We start from the raw sequence: 14,284 nt of genomic DNA, 5'->3' as shown, positions 1-14,284 counted from the left end.
ACCGGAACGGCGTCCGCCGCGTCCCCACTGACGTAACCGAATGTGGGGGGAATGTGTGCGATGGGCCTGCCGCGCCTGACGATCCGCAGACCGCGCCTGCCGCGCACCCGCGCCGGGCAGCGCCGGGCCGTGCAACTGCTGATGCTCGTGTGCGTCCTGGCGCTGCTGCCGGCGACCTGGCTGTTCGTGTCGACGGCCGACCGGCTCCACACGACCGCCGACGTGCCCCGCGCCAAGGTCGCCGTCGTCTTCGGCGCCGGTCTGTGGGACGGCGAGCCCTCGCCGTATCTCGCCCACCGGCTGGACGCGGCGGCGCGGCTGTACCGGGCGGGCCGGATCGAGGTCGTCCTCGTCACGGGCGACAACAGCCGTAAGGACTACGACGAGCCGGACGCGATGCGCGCCTATCTGACCCGGCACGGGGTGCCGGACCGGCGGATCGTCAGCGACTACGCGGGCTTCGACACCTGGGACTCCTGCGTCCGCGCGAAGAAGGTCTTCGGCGTCGACCGGGCGGTCCTGATCACCCAGGGCTTCCATGTCCGCCGCGCGGTCGCCCTGTGCCAGGCGGCGGGCGTGACCTCCTACGGCGTCGGGGTCGCCGCCAAGCACGACGTGACCTGGTACTACGGCGGCGCCCGCGAGGTCTTCGCGGCGGGCAAGGCCGCCCTGGACGCGCTGTTCCAGCCGGACCCGACCTTCCTCGGCCCGAAGGAGCCCGGAGTGGCCAAGGCGCTGGCGGCGGGGCGGGAATGACCGTGGAGATCGCCGATCTGACCCCCGCCGAGCGCCGCGTCTGGGAGGCCTTCCCGAGCGGTGCCGCGGTCGACTTCCGCGAGAGCCCCGACGAGGACCCCACGACCGGCGCGTCCTGGGGCCCCGAACGGACCGTCCGGGGCGAGGTGCTGCGGGCCCTCCTGCTCGACGGTCCCGCGCAGGACGGCGAGATCGCCGGGCTGAAGCTGTGGGGCGCGCGCATCACCGGGACGCTCCATCTGATGTACGGGACGATCGAGCATCCCGTCCGGCTGCGCGGCTGCCACTTCGAGAAGCCCCCGAACCTGTACGGCGCGCGGATCCCCGCGCTCGTCCTGACCGACTCGGTCCTGCCGGGGCTCACCGCGGGAACGCTCCGCGTCGACGGGGTGCTGCGGCTCACGTGCTGCCGTATCTCGGGGCCGGTACGGCTCGCGGGGGCGAAGTTCTCCGGCGCGGTCTTCGTCAACAAGGCGCGGTTCGGCGACCCCGACGAGCCCGCCGAGGAACCCGTCCTCCAGCTCAACCACACGGAGGTGGGCACGGACATCTGGGCCGCCGGGCTCGTCGCGTACGGCCAGGTCCGGCTGAAGGGCGCCGTCGTCAGCGGGCAGGTCAACCTCAACGACGCGCAGATGCATGCCCCCGGCGACACGGCCCTGCACGCCGAGACGCTGACGGTCGGCACCGACCTGCACGCCAGAGGGTTACAGGCCGAGGGCCGGGTCAATCTGACCGGTTCCCGGATCCCGGGCCAACTCAACTTCTCCCACGCCCGTCTGTCCCACCCGGAGGGTCAGGCCCTGCGCGCCAGTAGCTGCGTCATCGGTGAACTGTGGCTGCGTGAAGTCGCCCCGATCGAGGGCACGGTGAACCTGCGCCGCACCCAACTCGACCTGCTGCACGTGCCGCCCGAGGTATGGCCCCGGCAGGTCCGTATCAACGGGCTCGACTACCGTGTCCTGGCCCCGCATCTGCCCGCCGAACAGCGCCTGCCCCTGCTGGAGCGCGAGGCCGACGGCTATCTCCCGTACGTCTACGAGCAGTTGACCACCGCGTACCGCACGGTGGGCGACGAGACCGCGGCCCGTACCGTCCAACTCGCCAAGCTCCGCAGGCATCGCCGTACGCTGCCGGCCTACGCCCGGCTGTGGGGGCATGTGCAGGACGCGGCCGTCGGCTACGGCTTCCGCCCGATGCGGGCCGCGGGCTGGCTGCTGTTGCTGCTGTGCACCGGCACGCTCGCCTTCGCCCTGCACCACCCGCCCGCGCTCAAGCCGTCCGAGGCGCCCGGGTTCAACCCGCTCTTCTACACCCTCGATCTGCTGCTGCCGATCATCGACTTCGGACAGGAGGCGGCGTTCGCGCCGCGCGGCGGCTATCAGTGGCTGTCGTACCTGCTGATCGCCACGGGCTGGGTGCTCGCGACGACGATCGCGGCGGGCATCACGCGGTCGCTGTCGCGCCAGTAGGCGGCGCAGGTGTCGTGGGCGTCATACGCGTCCTGGAGCGGAACCAGGTGGTGCCGGACTCGGCGGCGCCGAACTCGGCCGCGCGGGGCTCTCGCCGTCCACCTCCGCCCCGGCGTTCTCCCGCGTCGGGTCGATCCCGACGGTCAGCGTGGCCACGAACCCCGCGTCCGCGTTCCCCGTGACGCGCATCAGACCGTCCCGCTCACCGCCCCCGTGATACACGGTGTCCTGCGCGAGCCGCGCGCGTGTCCCGACGTGCTCGGCGTACGGGGCCCTCGCGTACACCGCGTCGGTGTACCGGTCGTCGAAGAAGAGCTGCCCGGTCCAGTTGACCCGGCCGCCCTCGTAGGTGCCGCCCGCCTGGCGGCCGCCGGTGTGCACCTTGACGTAGAGGTGCGGGGCGCGGGACCGGTACCAGCCGGGGAAGATCGTCCGGAACTCGGCGACGCCGTCGGCGCCGGTCCGCTGGTAACCGCGCAGATACGTCCCGGAGTTCGCGCCGCCGGGGTCCGGGTCGGCCGGGGGCACCGTGCCGCCTGGCGGCAGGGCCGTGTAGCCGGAGAAGTAGCCCCAGGCGTCGGGCTGCCAGATCTCGACGTACGCGCCCTTCAACGGAGCGCAGGTATGGGGCTGGTCGCGCACGGTCAGCCGGACGGTGAGCGGGACGCCCCGCCTGCCCTCGGTGACGTCCCTGCGGAAGAGCGCGCCCTGAAGGTAGTACGGGCCTTCCGTGGTGCTCGGGTTGAGCATGCACAGTTCGGCGTCCGGGACGCTGTTCGAGGCGTCGTCCGGCCCCGACGCACGGGAGCCGTGCTCCGAGAAGGAGCAGGAGGCGATACCGAGTCCCAGAACGGCACCGGCCGCGGCGCCGCCCAGCGCGAGGGCACGCCGCCGGGTGAGGTCGCTATCGGTCATGGCCGGGACCCTAGGCGCGAGCGCCGGGACGCCCGACGGGGCGCACGGGCCGATCGCCCGCACGAGCGACGCGGGCGCCCCCGACTGCCAGCGCGATGCAGGGGCGACTGCGGGACGGGGAAGGGGCGTTGCCTGCCGTCCAGGGTGATCGCTAGAGTCGTTCGGGTGACTGCCGGGTCGGCCTTGGGCCATGCACGAGTGAGGTTCCCGGCCTCGGCGTGAGCGCGAGGCGGGCAAGAGCCCCGCCCCTTCTCCGCGTCTTCGCTTCGGCGCCCGCGTGCGGCGCCCCGTTCCAGCGGATACGGATCCCAAGACCGGAGATACCTCACTGATGTCCCATGCCCAGCAGTACCCGAGTGAACCCGCGCCGTCGACGGCCGGTGTCCGGCTCGACCACACCGCCGTCTACGCGAGCGACCCGTACCTGTCCGCCGAATTCCTCGCCGTGATCCTGGACTTGACGGTCGGGGCCCGGTTCGGGCCGTTCCTGCCCGTCGACCTCGGCAACGGCGTGACGCTCGACTACTACGAGAAGAGGGACGAGCCGATCCAGTCGCAGCACTACGCCTTCCTCGTGCCCGACGAGCGGTTCGACGCCGTGATCGCCCGCCTGGAGGCGGTCGGCGTCACCTACTACGCCGACCCCCGCCGCAAGGAACCCGGCCGGATCAACCGCCTGTTCGGCGGTCGCGGCGCCTACTTCGACGACCCGGACGGCCACAACATGGAGATCATGACCCGCCCTTACGCCCGCCCCTGACAGCGGGCACCGCGCTGGGCCACCGTGCGGTGACGGAGGCCCTCGCGGACCCGCAGGTCTAGGCGGCGTACGGGCGCTTCTTCTTCGCCTCCCGCAACGTCCGTGCCCACCAGAGCAGTTGGTCCATCATCTTCTTCGCGGCGGCGTCCGGGCCGGTCGTGTCGCGCGGGTTGCCCTCGTCGTCGAACGCGGCGCTCGCCCCGGCGAACGACACCGTGTCCCGTACCGTCACCGCGTGCAGTTCCGCGAAGACCTGGCGCAGGTGCTCCACCGCGCGCAGGCCGCCGGAGACGCCGCCGTAGGAGACCAGGGCCACCGGCTTGGCCTGCCACTCGGTGAAGTGCCAGTCGATCAGGTTCTTCAGTCCGGCCGGGAAGGAGTGGTTGTACTCGGGGGTGAGGACGACGAACGCGTCGGCGGCGGCCAGCTTCGGGGTGACGTCGGCCAGCGCGGCCGTCGCCTCCGGGGACGGGGCGAAGGTCAGGGGCAGCGGGACCTCCGCCACGTCCACGACGTCGACCACGAGGTCCTCGCGCTCACGGGCGCGGGCGAGCAGCCACCGTGCGACGACGGGGCCGAAGCGGCCGTGCCGGGTGCTGCCGATCACGACGGTGACGCGGACGGGGGAGGCGAGAGAGGTGTCCGTAGCGGTGTTCATGCGGCACAGCCTGGTACCTCGACCATTCTTGAGGTCAAGCGAAGCCGAGCGCCCCGCCCCCGTCCACCCTTTGCGCACCTCTCGGCCCTCCGTTCGCGACTCGTCCGCCGTACGCCGTTGACCTGCCGGAACGCCGGACGTACGCACCACTTGGAGCACATCGCCGACACCCGTTCACCGCAGTTCTGACACCCCGTCAGCGAGCGCCCGCGGCCGACTGCCCGTTACCTCGGAAGGGCAGGGGTACGACCGACACGGCGGCACAGCGGAGGAGGACGAGATGCGACGTACGGCCCGTCTGCTGACCGGTACCGCGCTCGCCGTCGCCGCGGGCGGCATGGCCGTGCCGGCGTACGGCGAGGGCGCCGGGAACCTGACGGTCCTGCCCTCCAACGCCGTACCGGGGGCCCGGATCACCGTGACCACGGCGGCCTGCGGCACGGGCGGCGCCGCGATGGGCAACGCCAGCGCGGTCGGCGCCGGTATGTTCACGCTCGCGCCCGGCTCGCCCGGCAAGGACGCGACCGGGCACTTCAGGGTGCCGCCGAGCGCGCAGCCGGGGACGTACGAGATCGTCGCGACCTGCTCCGGTGGCGGGCGCGCGACCGTGACCGGTGATCTGACGGTCACCCTGACCCCGGTCGGCGGCGCCACGCAGCCGCGGGGAAGTGTGAAGACGGGGGTCGGCGGCGCGTTCGGCGCCGACCCTGTGCAGACCGCGGTAGGCGTGGCGGCCCTCGCCGTCGCCGCCGCGAGCGGTACCTGGCTCCTGCACCGCCGTGTGCGACGTGACAGGAGCTGACGGGCGCTCTTAGCTGCCCGTCGGCCGGTACCGCCGTCCGCTCCCCCTCCGGGTGCCGATGCCCCTCGCGGCCGGAGGGGGGCAGGGGGCGCCGTGTCCGTGAAGGAGGCCCAGGTGCAGCAGGCCGGCAGTGCCAGAGAGGTCGCCAACGCCGCCATAGCCTCCGCCTCGGCGATCGCCCTCTGCGGGGGCCTGTGGCTGCTGCACCACGCGGCCGAGGGCCACTCCCCGCCGCAGCCGTCGGTCGCGCAGGCGGCCACGGGCGCCGACCGCATACGGTCCGCCGCGCCCGCGCTCGCGCCCTCGGTCCCCGTACGCGTCCGCATACCGGAGATACGCGTGGACGCCCCGCTGACCGGCCTCGGTCTGACCCGGACCGGCCGCCTCGAGGCCCCGCCCGCGGGACGGAGGAACCTCGCGGGCTGGTACGCGGCCGGGACCGTCCCCGGCGGCGTCGGCACCGCGATCGTCGCCGGGCACGTCGACACCGCCCGGGGCCCGGCCGTCTTCTACGCCCTCGGCGCGCTGCCGAAGGGCAGCACGATCGAGGTGGGGCGGCGCGACGGCTCGACGGCCGTGTTCACGGTGTACGCGGTGGAGGTGTACGCGGCGAACGCCTTCCCCGACGACAGGGTGTACGGGGCGGCCGGGCGCCCCGAGCTGCGGGTGATCACCTGCGGCGGGGGCTATACGAAGGCGACGGGCTACCAGGGGAACGTGGTGGTCTTCGCCCGCCTCACGGGAAGCCGTGTCAGCGGCGGCAGTTGACGCCTCAGGCCAGCCACTGCTGGTACGCCATGTTCACCACCAGCGCGAACACCACCGTCAGCAGCACGATCCGGACGAACCCGCTGCCCTTCTTCAGCGCGGTGCGCGCGCCGAACATCCCGCCCGCCAGGTTGAAGACCGCCATCACCGCGGCCAGTTGCCAGAAGACCGTGCCCTTCCAGGCGAAGGTGGCGAGGGCACCGGCGTTGGTGCAGCAGTTGACGATCTTGGCGATGGCGGAGGCGTTCACCAGGTCGAGGTGGAGGACCGCGGTGAGCGCCAGGATGAGGAAGGTGCCCGTGCCGGGGCCGATGAGACCGTCGTAGAAGCCGATGCCGAGGCCCGCGAGCCCGATCGCGGCGAGCACACGGCGCGCGGAGACCGGCTCGGCCGAGGGCACGGTCCCGAAGGCGGGCCGCAGGATCACGAAGGCGCCGACCGCGAGCAGGACGACCATCACGACCGGCTTGAGGACGTCCGTGCTCATCCCGGCGGCCACGAACGCCCCGCCCGTGGACCCGGCGAGCGCCGCGAGCCCGATCCGTACGGCCAGCGCCACGTCGACCCGCGTCTTGCGTACGTACGTCACGGCGGCGCCCGTCGTACCGACGATCGCGACCGCCTTGTTGGTGCCGAGCGCGGCCGACGCCGCCGTACCGGCGGGCAGGCCGAGCAGCAGGGCGGGGAGCAGCAGCAGCCCGCCACCGCCGACCACCGCATCGACCCAACCGGCCGCGAGCGCGGTGAGACAGAGGACAACGACCATGGTCAGCGATATATCGGGCATGATCGCGACCTTAAGGACCGGACCACGGCGCGGTCCATGATCCTGAGCGTCTTCTGAGGTTGGCGACGTCTTCCAGAGGTGGGGAAACGGGGAGGGCGGCACCCCCCGCACAGGGGTGCCGCCCTCTCCCGGCGGTCCGGAGCCGTCCTCGTGTCGGCGAGGGAGGTGACCGATGGCGGCTCCGGGAGTTGTCGGCGGTCGGGTCAGCGGTGGTCGCTGCCCTGCGCCTGCGAGGCCGCGCGTCCGGCCTCCAGCCGGGCCACGGGGATACGGAACGGGGAGCAGGAGACGTAGTCGAGTCCGGCCTCGTGGAAGAAGTGGACGGACTCGGGGTCGCCGCCGTGCTCGCCGCACACGCCCAGCTTCAGGTCGGGGCGGGTCGCCCGCCCGGCCTTGGCCGCGTCGCGGACCAGCTTGCCGACGCCGTCCTTGTCGATCGTCTCGAACGGGCTGACGCCGAAGATGCCCTTCTCCAGGTAGGAGGTGAAGAACGAGGCCTCCACGTCGTCGCGGCTGAAGCCCCACACCGTCTGGGTCAGGTCGTTGGTGCCGAAGGAGAAGAACTCCGCGGCCTCGGCGATCTGCCCGGCCGTCAGCGCGGCGCGCGGCAGCTCGATCATCGTGCCGATCGCCAGCTTCAGCTCGGTGCCGGTGGCCGCCTCGACCTCGGCGATGACCCGGTCGGCCTCCTCCCGTACGATCTCCAGCTCCTGCACGGTGCCGACGAGCGGGATCATGACCTCCACGCGGGGGTCGCCCTTCGCGTTCTTGCGCTCGGCCGCGGCCTCGGCGATCGCCCGTACCTGCATGGCGAACAGACCGGGGATCACCAGACCGAGGCGCACACCGCGCAGACCCAGCATCGGGTTCTGCTCGTGCAGGCGGTGGACGGCCTGGAGCAGCCGCAGCTCGTTCTCGTGCGGCTCCTGACGGGACTCGGCCAGGGCCACGCGCACCGACAGCTCGGTGATGTCGGGCAGGAACTCGTGCAGCGGCGGGTCCAGCAGGCGGACGGTCACGGGGAGCCCGTCCATCGCCTCGAACAGCTCGACGAAGTCGGACTTCTGGAGCGGGAGCAGCTCCTTGAGGGCCTCCTCGCGCTCGGTCTCCGTGTCCGCGAGGATCAGGCGCTCGACCAGCTCGCGCCGGTCGCCGAGGAACATGTGCTCCGTACGGCACAGGCCGATGCCCTGCGCGCCGAAGCGCCGCGCCCGCAGCGCGTCCTCGGCGTTGTCCGCGTTGGCGCGCACCCGCAGGCGCCGCTTGCGGTCGGCGAACGCCATGATCCGGTGCACGACCTCGACCAGCTCGTCGGCGTCGTCGGCGCCCGCGTGCATCCGGCCCTCGAAGTACTCCACGACGGGCGAGGGGACCACCGGGACCTCGCCGAGGTACACCTTGCCGCTGGAGCCGTCGATCGAGATGAGGTCGCCCTCCTCGACCACGTGGCCGCCGGGCACGGTCATGCGCCGCCGCTTGGTGTCGACCTCCAGCTCCTCGGCGCCGCAGACACAGGTCTTGCCCATGCCGCGCGCGACGACGGCCGCGTGGGAGGTCTTGCCGCCGCGCGAGGTCAGGATGCCCTCGGCCGCGATCATGCCGTCGAGGTCGTCCGGGTTCGTCTCACGGCGCACCAGGATGACCTTCTCGCCCGAGCGCGACCACTTGACGGCCGTGTACGAGTCGAAGACCGCCTTGCCGACCGCCGCGCCCGGCGAGGCGGCGATGCCCCGGCCGACCTGCTCGACCTTGGCCTTCTCGTCGAAACGCGGGAACATGAGCTGGGCGAGCTGGGCGCCGGTGACGCGCTGGAGCGCCTCGGCCTCGTCGATGAGCCCCTGGTCGACGAGCTGGGTCGCGATCCGGAAGGCGGCGCCCGCCGTGCGCTTGCCGACGCGGGTCTGGAGCATCCACAACTGGCCGCGCTCGATGGTGAACTCGATGTCGCAGAGATCCTTGTAGTGGTTCTCCAGCGTCTCCATGATCTGCATCAGCCGGTCGTACGACGCCTTGTCGATACGCTCCAGCTCCGCGAGCGGGACGGTGTTGCGGATACCCGCGACGACGTCCTCGCCCTGGGCGTTCTGCAAGTAGTCGCCGTAGACGCCCTGGTGGCCGGAGGCCGGGTCGCGGGTGAAGGCGACGCCCGTGCCCGAGTCGGGGCCGAGGTTGCCGAAGACCATGGAGCAGATGTTCACGGCCGTGCCGAGGTCGTGCGGGATGCGCTCCTGGCGGCGGTAGAGCTTCGCGCGGTCGCCGTTCCACGACTCGAAGACGGCCTTGATGGCGAGGTCCATCTGCTCGCGCGGGTCCTGCGGGAAGTCGCGCCCGGCCTCGGTCTTGACGATCTTCTTGAACTTGGTGACCAGCTTCTTGAGGTCCGCGGCCTCCAACTCCGTGTCGACCGCGACCTTCTTGGCCGTCTTGGCGGCGTCCAGCGCGTCCTCGAAGAGGTCGCCGTCGACGCCGAGGACCGTCTTGCCGAACATCTGGATGAGACGGCGGTAGGAGTCCCACGCGAACCGCTCGTCACCGGCCTGCTTGGCCAGACCCTGCACCGATCTGTCGGAGAGACCGATGTTCAGGACCGTGTCCATCATGCCGGGCATGGAGAACTTCGCACCGGAACGCACCGATACCAGCAGGGGGTTGTCGGGCTGGCCGAGCTTCTTGCCCATGCGCTCCTCGAGCGCGGTGAGGTGGGAGCTGACCTCGTCACGCAGTGCCACCGGTTCCTCGCCACTGCCGAGGTAGACCTTGCAGGCCTCGGTGGTGATGGTGAAGCCGGGAGGAACGGGAAGACCCAGATTGGTCATCTCGGCGAGGTTCGCACCCTTGCCGCCGAGAAGGTCCTTGAGGTCCTTGTTGCCCTCGGTGAAGTCATAAACGAACTTCACCCCCTCGACACCCTTTTCAGTTACGCGGTGATCTCTGTTTTCCGACACGGGTCTCGACTCCTCGAGGACGCGGTGGCTGCCCTGACGGCGAGGAACATACCCAGATCGAAGGCATCTGCGTACATCCTCTTGCGCGTCATGCGCATGCAACCACCCGTCCGCCACTGGATCGAAAGTCAAAGCTTGGCAAGCACCTGGCGCCGCGTGTTTTCACTTCTTGAACACATCACCCCCCACAGACGCCTCTAGACGCTCACATGAGCACCCATCCCGCACGTTTGATTTTGATCGATGAACGATCAAGGGGTGGCACTGAGTGCCACCCCTTGGAGAAGTGCAGTCGACCTTCAATCGCTCATCTGAGCGCATCCCCGATCAGAGGTGGCGAGAATCACGCGAACTGAGGAGGCTTTATGTCACCATGCGGACACGCATCCGGGCGTGTCGCGGACGGTCGCGGGACCCACGGACGGGGTTCACCGCGCCCACGGATCGCGTTCATCCCCCGGACGCGTTCATCCCCTCGGACGCGTTCACCCCCCGGACGTGTCCAGCTCCGCGTCCTCGCCGACGCCCGCGCAGTCGTACGGGTCCTTCAGCCAGCCGTCCGGGAGCACCACCCGGTTGTTGCCGGACGTACGGCCCCGGGGTCCGTCGGCGCCCGCGGGCCACGGCTGGTCGAGATCCAGTTCGTCCAGCCCGGCCCGCAGTTCCGCCAGTGACGACGTGATCGCGAGCCGCTTGCGCATCTCCGAGCCGACCGCGAAGCCCTTGAGGTACCAGGCCACGTGCTTGCGGAAGTCGATGACCCCGCGTGCCTCGTCGCCGATCCACTCGCCGAGCAGGGTGGCGTGCCGGACCATGACGTCCGCGACCTCGCGCAGCGTCGGGCGGGTGAAGTCGTCGCGCCCCTCGAAGGCCGCCACCAGATCCCCGAACAGCCAGGGCCGCCCCAGGCAGCCGCGCCCGACCACCACGCCGTCGCAGCCCGTCTCGCGCACCATCCGCAGCGCGTCCTCGGCCGACCAGATGTCGCCGTTGCCGAGCACCGGGATCTCGGGCACATGCTCCTTCAGCCGCGCGATCGCCTCCCAGTCCGCCGTGCCGCCGTAGTGCTGGGCGGTGGTGCGGCCGTGCAGCGCGATGGCGGTGACGCCCTCCTCGACGGCGATCCGTCCGGCGTCGAGGAAGGTGAGGTGGTCGTCGTCGATGCCCTTGCGCATCTTCATCGTGACCGGGAGGTCACCCGCGCCACTCACGGCCTCGCGCAGGATCGCCCGCAGCAGGTTCCGCTTGTAGGGCAGCGCGGATCCGCCGCCCTTGCGGGTCACCTTCGGCACCGGGCAGCCGAAGTTCAGGTCGATGTGGTCGGCCAGGTCCTCTTCCACGATCATGCGGACGGCCTTGCCGACGGTCGCCGGGTCCACGCCGTAGAGCTGGATGGAGCGCGGCTTCTCGCTCGCGTCGAACGTGATGAGCTGCATGGTCTTGTCGTTGCGCTCGACCAGCGCCCGGGTCGTGATCATCTCGCTCACGAAGAGACCCTTGCCGCCACTGAACTCCCGGCACAGCGTGCGGAACGGCGCGTTCGTGATCCCGGCCATGGGCGCGAGGACGACGGGCGGCTGGACGGCGTGCGGGCCGATCCGCAAGGTCGAGTTCATCGTGGGCGTGGGCGGGGGCGTGGACATGAGGCCATTGTCCCGTACGGCGAGGGGTACTCGACGCGGACGAGACCTGATCGTGTAGCGGTCATTAGTTAGACGCACTATCGAAACGGGCGTACGATGAGGCGCATGCCGGAGCCGACCCGACGACGAAGCCTGCTGGTCCTCGCGATCTGCTGTATGAGCCTGCTGATCGTGAGCCTCGACAACACCATCCTGAACGTGGCGTTGCCCTCGATGCAGAGAGAACTGCACGCGAGCGTGTCCGGCCTGCAATGGACGATCGACGCGTACACGCTCGTCCTGGCCTCGCTGCTGATGCTCGCGGGCTCCACCGCCGACCGGATCGGCCGCAAACGCGTCTTCATGGCGGGGCTCGTCGTCTTCAGCCTCGGCTCCCTGCTCTGCTCGCTGGCCCCCAACCTGGAGTCGCTCGTCGCCTTCCGCATGGTGCAGGCGGTGGGCGGTTCGATGCTCAACCCCGTCGCCATGTCGATCATCACCAACACCTTCACCGACGCGCGCGAACGCGCCCGCGCGATCGGTGTGTGGGGAGCCGTGGTCGGCATATCCATGGCCGCGGGCCCGCTGGTCGGCGGGTTGCTGGTGGAGTCCGTCGGCTGGCGCTCCATCTTCTGGGTCAACCTCCCGGTCGGCCTCGCGGCCATCCTGCTCACCCTGCGCTTCATCCCGGAGTCCCGGGCGCCGAAGCCCCGCCGCCCCGACCCGGTCGGCCAGGTGCTGGTGATCGCCCTGTTCGGCAGCCTCACGTACACGATCATCGAGGCCCCGCACGCGGGCCCGGCCACGCTCGTGCCGTTCGCCGTGGTCGCGCTCGCGGCCCTGCTCGGCCTGCTCCGCTACGAGCCGCGCCGCCCCGAACCGCTCATCGATCTGCGCTTCTTCCACTCGGCGCCGTTCAGCGGAGCCACGGTGATCGCGGTCACCGCGTTCGCGGCCCTCGGCGGCTTCCTGTTCGTGTCCACGCTCTATCTCCAGAACGTGCGCGGCCTGGACGCCCTGCACGCGGGCCTGTGGATGCTGCCGATGGCCCTGCCGACGTTCCTGTGCGCGCCGCTGTCCGGCCGACTGGTCGGCACCCGCGGCCCACGCCTGCCGCTGCTGATCGCGGGCTGCGCGATGACCACGAGCGCCGTGCTGTTCGCCGCGTTCGAGGCGGAGACGTCGAACGTCACGCTCTGCGTCGGGTACGTGCTGTTCGGCATCGGCTTCGGGTTCGTCAACGCCCCGATCACCAACACGGCCGTCTCCGGGATGCCCCGCGCCCAGGCGGGAGTCGCCGCCGCCGTCGCCTCCACCAGCCGCCAGCTCGGCCAGACCCTCGGGGTCGCGGTGGTCGGCGCGGTGCTGGCCTCGGGCATCGGCTCCTCGCCGTACCGCGACGCCTTCGTGGCCGCCGCGCGCCCCGGCTGGTGGATCCTCGTGGCCTGCGGCCTCGCGGTCCTGGCCCTCGGCGCGCTCACCACGGGCCGCTGGGGCCGCCGCACAGCGGAACGGACCGCTGAGCGGCTGGAGTCGGCGGAGGTGCGGGAGGCCGCGGGCATCTCCGCGTAGGCCTGGCCGTACGAACACTTCGCCGCCCCGGCCGCGCCGAAGCCGGAGTGTCCGGTGGCTCTGCTCGGACTGTCGGCCCGGTAATCAGTCGACCGACAGGCAGGAGCCCCGAACCAAGGGAGGGACGGTGTCCCTTTCGGCCGTTGATCGCAACTGCCGGAACCAGGGCGGGAAGAGACGGCGTCGAACCCAGGACGACCACGAGACCGTGATGGATCGCGAAGGAGTCCTGGGGATGATGGGAACGGCCACCCGCTATCTGTATCTGGTTCGGCATGGTGAGGCGTTGCCGGACGAGAGTGGGCTGTCGGAGAACGGGCGTCGGCAGGCGGTTCTGCTCGGCCGCCGACTGGCGAACCGTCCCATCTCGGTGGTTCACCATGGCCCACTGCCCCGGGCCGCGCAGACCGCGCACCTGATCGGCGAACACCTGGACGGCGCCGCAATCGCGGTCTCGGAGACTGCCGGTGACTATGTTCCGTACTTTCCGAATCGGGATGAACTACCGCCCGACTGCGCCGACTTCCTCCTGCGTTTCCTCGCGCAGTCCACGGCCGAGGACCGTGAGCGCGGTCCGGTACTGGCAGGTCAGGCCTTGGAGCAGTTCACCGGCCCGGTGGCGGGCAATGAGGAGCGCCACGAACTGGTCGTCACCCACAACTTCCTGGTCGCTTGGCTGGTGCGGCATGCCACGGACGCCCCGGAGTGGCGCTGGCTCGGCCTCAACCACGGCAACGCCGCCCTGACCGTCATCCGCTACACGCCGGGTCGGCCGTCCTCGGTCCTGGTCTACAACGACATGCGGCATCTACCCGCCGAATTGCGCTGGACCGGGTTTCCTCCTGAGGTACGGCTGTGAGTGCGCCCGCTCCAGCCGGCTACGCGGCCTTGGCCGGGTCATGGGTCCAGGTTATGGCGAAGACGGTCGCCAAGGCCCTGGCCAAGTAACGAGGCCGGGAGCAACAGGGAGCGGGTGAAGATGCGGCTTCCGGCGCGGTCGATCGCAAACGCCGGAAGACACCAGTGCCGCGTCAGGCAACGTTTGCCCCGTCGCAAACGCTGCCTGACGCGGCATTAGGGCCTGTTTGGAGTTGTGATCTGGCGAGCCCCAGATCACAACTCCAAACAGGCCTTAGAGGTCCTAACAAAGGCGTCGGACGTGGCGGTAGGTGATCAGGCAGGTCGCGAGGCCGAGGAAGGCTTCGTGGATGTCGTCGCGTCGCTCCC

At 70.8% G+C, this 14,284-nt stretch carries 12 protein-coding genes; 7 read left to right on the top strand and 5 right to left on the bottom strand.

The genetic code is table 11. From position 1 onward, the window contains the following. Positions 1-60: 60 nt before the first annotated feature. Positions 61-756: a SanA/YdcF family protein gene (locus tag ACZ60T_RS14055; RefSeq protein WP_365619490.1), complete on the top strand. Its 696-nt coding sequence runs from the start codon at positions 61-63 to the stop codon at positions 754-756. Positions 757-758: 2 nt separating this feature from the next. After that, the gene (locus ACZ60T_RS14050) at positions 759-2,228 is read left to right on the top strand and encodes a membrane-associated oxidoreductase (RefSeq protein ID WP_469666570.1); all 1,470 of its coding nucleotides are present in this window, start codon (positions 759-761) and stop codon (positions 2,226-2,228) included. A 21-nt stretch (positions 2,229-2,249) separates the two neighbouring features. Here the strand turns inward: ACZ60T_RS14050 and ACZ60T_RS14045 are convergent, their stop codons facing one another. Then, entirely contained in the window at positions 2,250-3,143 is an 894-nt protein-coding gene (locus ACZ60T_RS14045) for an intradiol ring-cleavage dioxygenase (RefSeq protein ID WP_469666104.1), read from the bottom strand. Between the two features lie 331 nt (positions 3,144-3,474). Here ACZ60T_RS14045 and ACZ60T_RS14040 point away from each other — a divergent pair, with 331 nt between their 5' ends. Beyond that, positions 3,475-3,903 carry a VOC family protein gene (locus ACZ60T_RS14040; RefSeq protein WP_469666103.1) on the top strand — a complete coding sequence of 143 codons (429 nt, stop codon included), beginning with the start codon at positions 3,475-3,477 and terminating at the stop codon, positions 3,901-3,903. A 58-nt stretch (positions 3,904-3,961) separates the two neighbouring features. Here ACZ60T_RS14040 and ACZ60T_RS14035 read toward each other — a convergent pair whose 3' ends face one another. Further along, positions 3,962-4,561 carry an NADPH-dependent FMN reductase gene (locus ACZ60T_RS14035; protein WP_469666102.1) on the bottom strand — a complete coding sequence of 200 codons (600 nt, stop codon included), beginning with the start codon at positions 4,559-4,561 and terminating at the stop codon, positions 3,962-3,964. Between the two features lie 280 nt (positions 4,562-4,841). On the opposite strand from ACZ60T_RS14035, the gene ACZ60T_RS14030 reads away from it, so the two are divergent. Together ACZ60T_RS14030 and ACZ60T_RS14025 are read left to right on the top strand one after the other, a co-directional pair. Continuing rightward, a complete protein-coding gene (locus ACZ60T_RS14030; protein WP_469666101.1) occupies positions 4,842-5,363 on the top strand; it encodes a hypothetical protein in 522 nt (173 codons plus the stop codon). A gap of 93 nt (positions 5,364-5,456) precedes the next feature. Further along, complete coding sequence (locus ACZ60T_RS14025; RefSeq protein WP_469666100.1) at positions 5,457-6,131, top strand: class F sortase; 675 nt, start codon at positions 5,457-5,459, stop codon at positions 6,129-6,131. Between the two features lie 4 nt (positions 6,132-6,135). Here the strand turns inward: ACZ60T_RS14025 and ACZ60T_RS14020 are convergent, their stop codons facing one another. The 3 genes from ACZ60T_RS14020 to dusB all read right to left on the bottom strand — a co-directional run bounded on the left by ACZ60T_RS14020 (position 6,136) and on the right by dusB (position 11,506). Then, on the bottom strand, positions 6,136-6,918 hold the full coding sequence (locus ACZ60T_RS14020; RefSeq protein WP_469666099.1) for a sulfite exporter TauE/SafE family protein: 783 nt from the start codon (positions 6,916-6,918) through the stop codon (positions 6,136-6,138). Positions 6,919-7,121: 203 nt separating this feature from the next. Then, entirely contained in the window at positions 7,122-9,863 is a 2,742-nt protein-coding gene (ppdK, locus tag ACZ60T_RS14015; protein WP_469666097.1) for a pyruvate, phosphate dikinase, read from the bottom strand. 485 nt (positions 9,864-10,348) lie between these two features. Next, on the bottom strand, positions 10,349-11,506 hold the full coding sequence (dusB, locus tag ACZ60T_RS14010) for a tRNA dihydrouridine synthase DusB (protein WP_469666096.1): 1,158 nt from the start codon (positions 11,504-11,506) through the stop codon (positions 10,349-10,351). Between the two features lie 105 nt (positions 11,507-11,611). Here dusB and ACZ60T_RS14005 point away from each other — a divergent pair, with 105 nt between their 5' ends. Together ACZ60T_RS14005 and ACZ60T_RS14000 are read left to right on the top strand one after the other, a co-directional pair. Beyond that, positions 11,612-13,057, top strand: coding sequence for an MFS transporter (locus tag ACZ60T_RS14005; protein WP_469666094.1), 1,446 nt, complete (start codon positions 11,612-11,614; stop codon positions 13,055-13,057). A 235-nt stretch (positions 13,058-13,292) separates the two neighbouring features. Beyond that, positions 13,293-13,916, top strand: coding sequence for a histidine phosphatase family protein (locus tag ACZ60T_RS14000; RefSeq protein ID WP_469666569.1), 624 nt, complete (start codon positions 13,293-13,295; stop codon positions 13,914-13,916). Positions 13,917-14,284: the final 368 nt, after the last annotated feature.

This window comes from Streptomyces sp. NPDC104371, from assembly GCF_055583785.1.
Note: the sequence above shows the minus strand (reverse complement) of the source record. Positions and strands in the feature narration are given on the sequence as shown.

What these genes read in the sequence shown, in the direction of transcription:
- ACZ60T_RS14055 (WP_365619490.1), top strand. Translation starts at nt 61, where the DNA reads ATGGGCCTGCCGCGCCTGACGATCCGCAGACCGCGCCTGCCGCGCACC.
- ACZ60T_RS14045 (WP_469666104.1), bottom strand. Translation starts at nt 3,143, where the DNA reads ATGACCGATAGCGACCTCACCCGGCGGCGTGCCCTCGCGCTGGGCGGC.
- ACZ60T_RS14040 (WP_469666103.1), top strand. Translation starts at nt 3,475, where the DNA reads ATGTCCCATGCCCAGCAGTACCCGAGTGAACCCGCGCCGTCGACGGCC.
- ACZ60T_RS14035 (WP_469666102.1), bottom strand. Translation starts at nt 4,561, where the DNA reads ATGAACACCGCTACGGACACCTCTCTCGCCTCCCCCGTCCGCGTCACC.
- ACZ60T_RS14030 (WP_469666101.1), top strand. Translation starts at nt 4,842, where the DNA reads ATGCGACGTACGGCCCGTCTGCTGACCGGTACCGCGCTCGCCGTCGCC.
- ACZ60T_RS14020 (WP_469666099.1), bottom strand. Translation starts at nt 6,918, where the DNA reads ATGCCCGATATATCGCTGACCATGGTCGTTGTCCTCTGTCTCACCGCG.
- dusB (WP_469666096.1), bottom strand. Translation starts at nt 11,506, where the DNA reads ATGTCCACGCCCCCGCCCACGCCCACGATGAACTCGACCTTGCGGATC.
- ACZ60T_RS14005 (WP_469666094.1), top strand. Translation starts at nt 11,612, where the DNA reads ATGCCGGAGCCGACCCGACGACGAAGCCTGCTGGTCCTCGCGATCTGC.
- ACZ60T_RS14000 (WP_469666569.1), top strand. Translation starts at nt 13,293, where the DNA reads ATGATGGGAACGGCCACCCGCTATCTGTATCTGGTTCGGCATGGTGAG.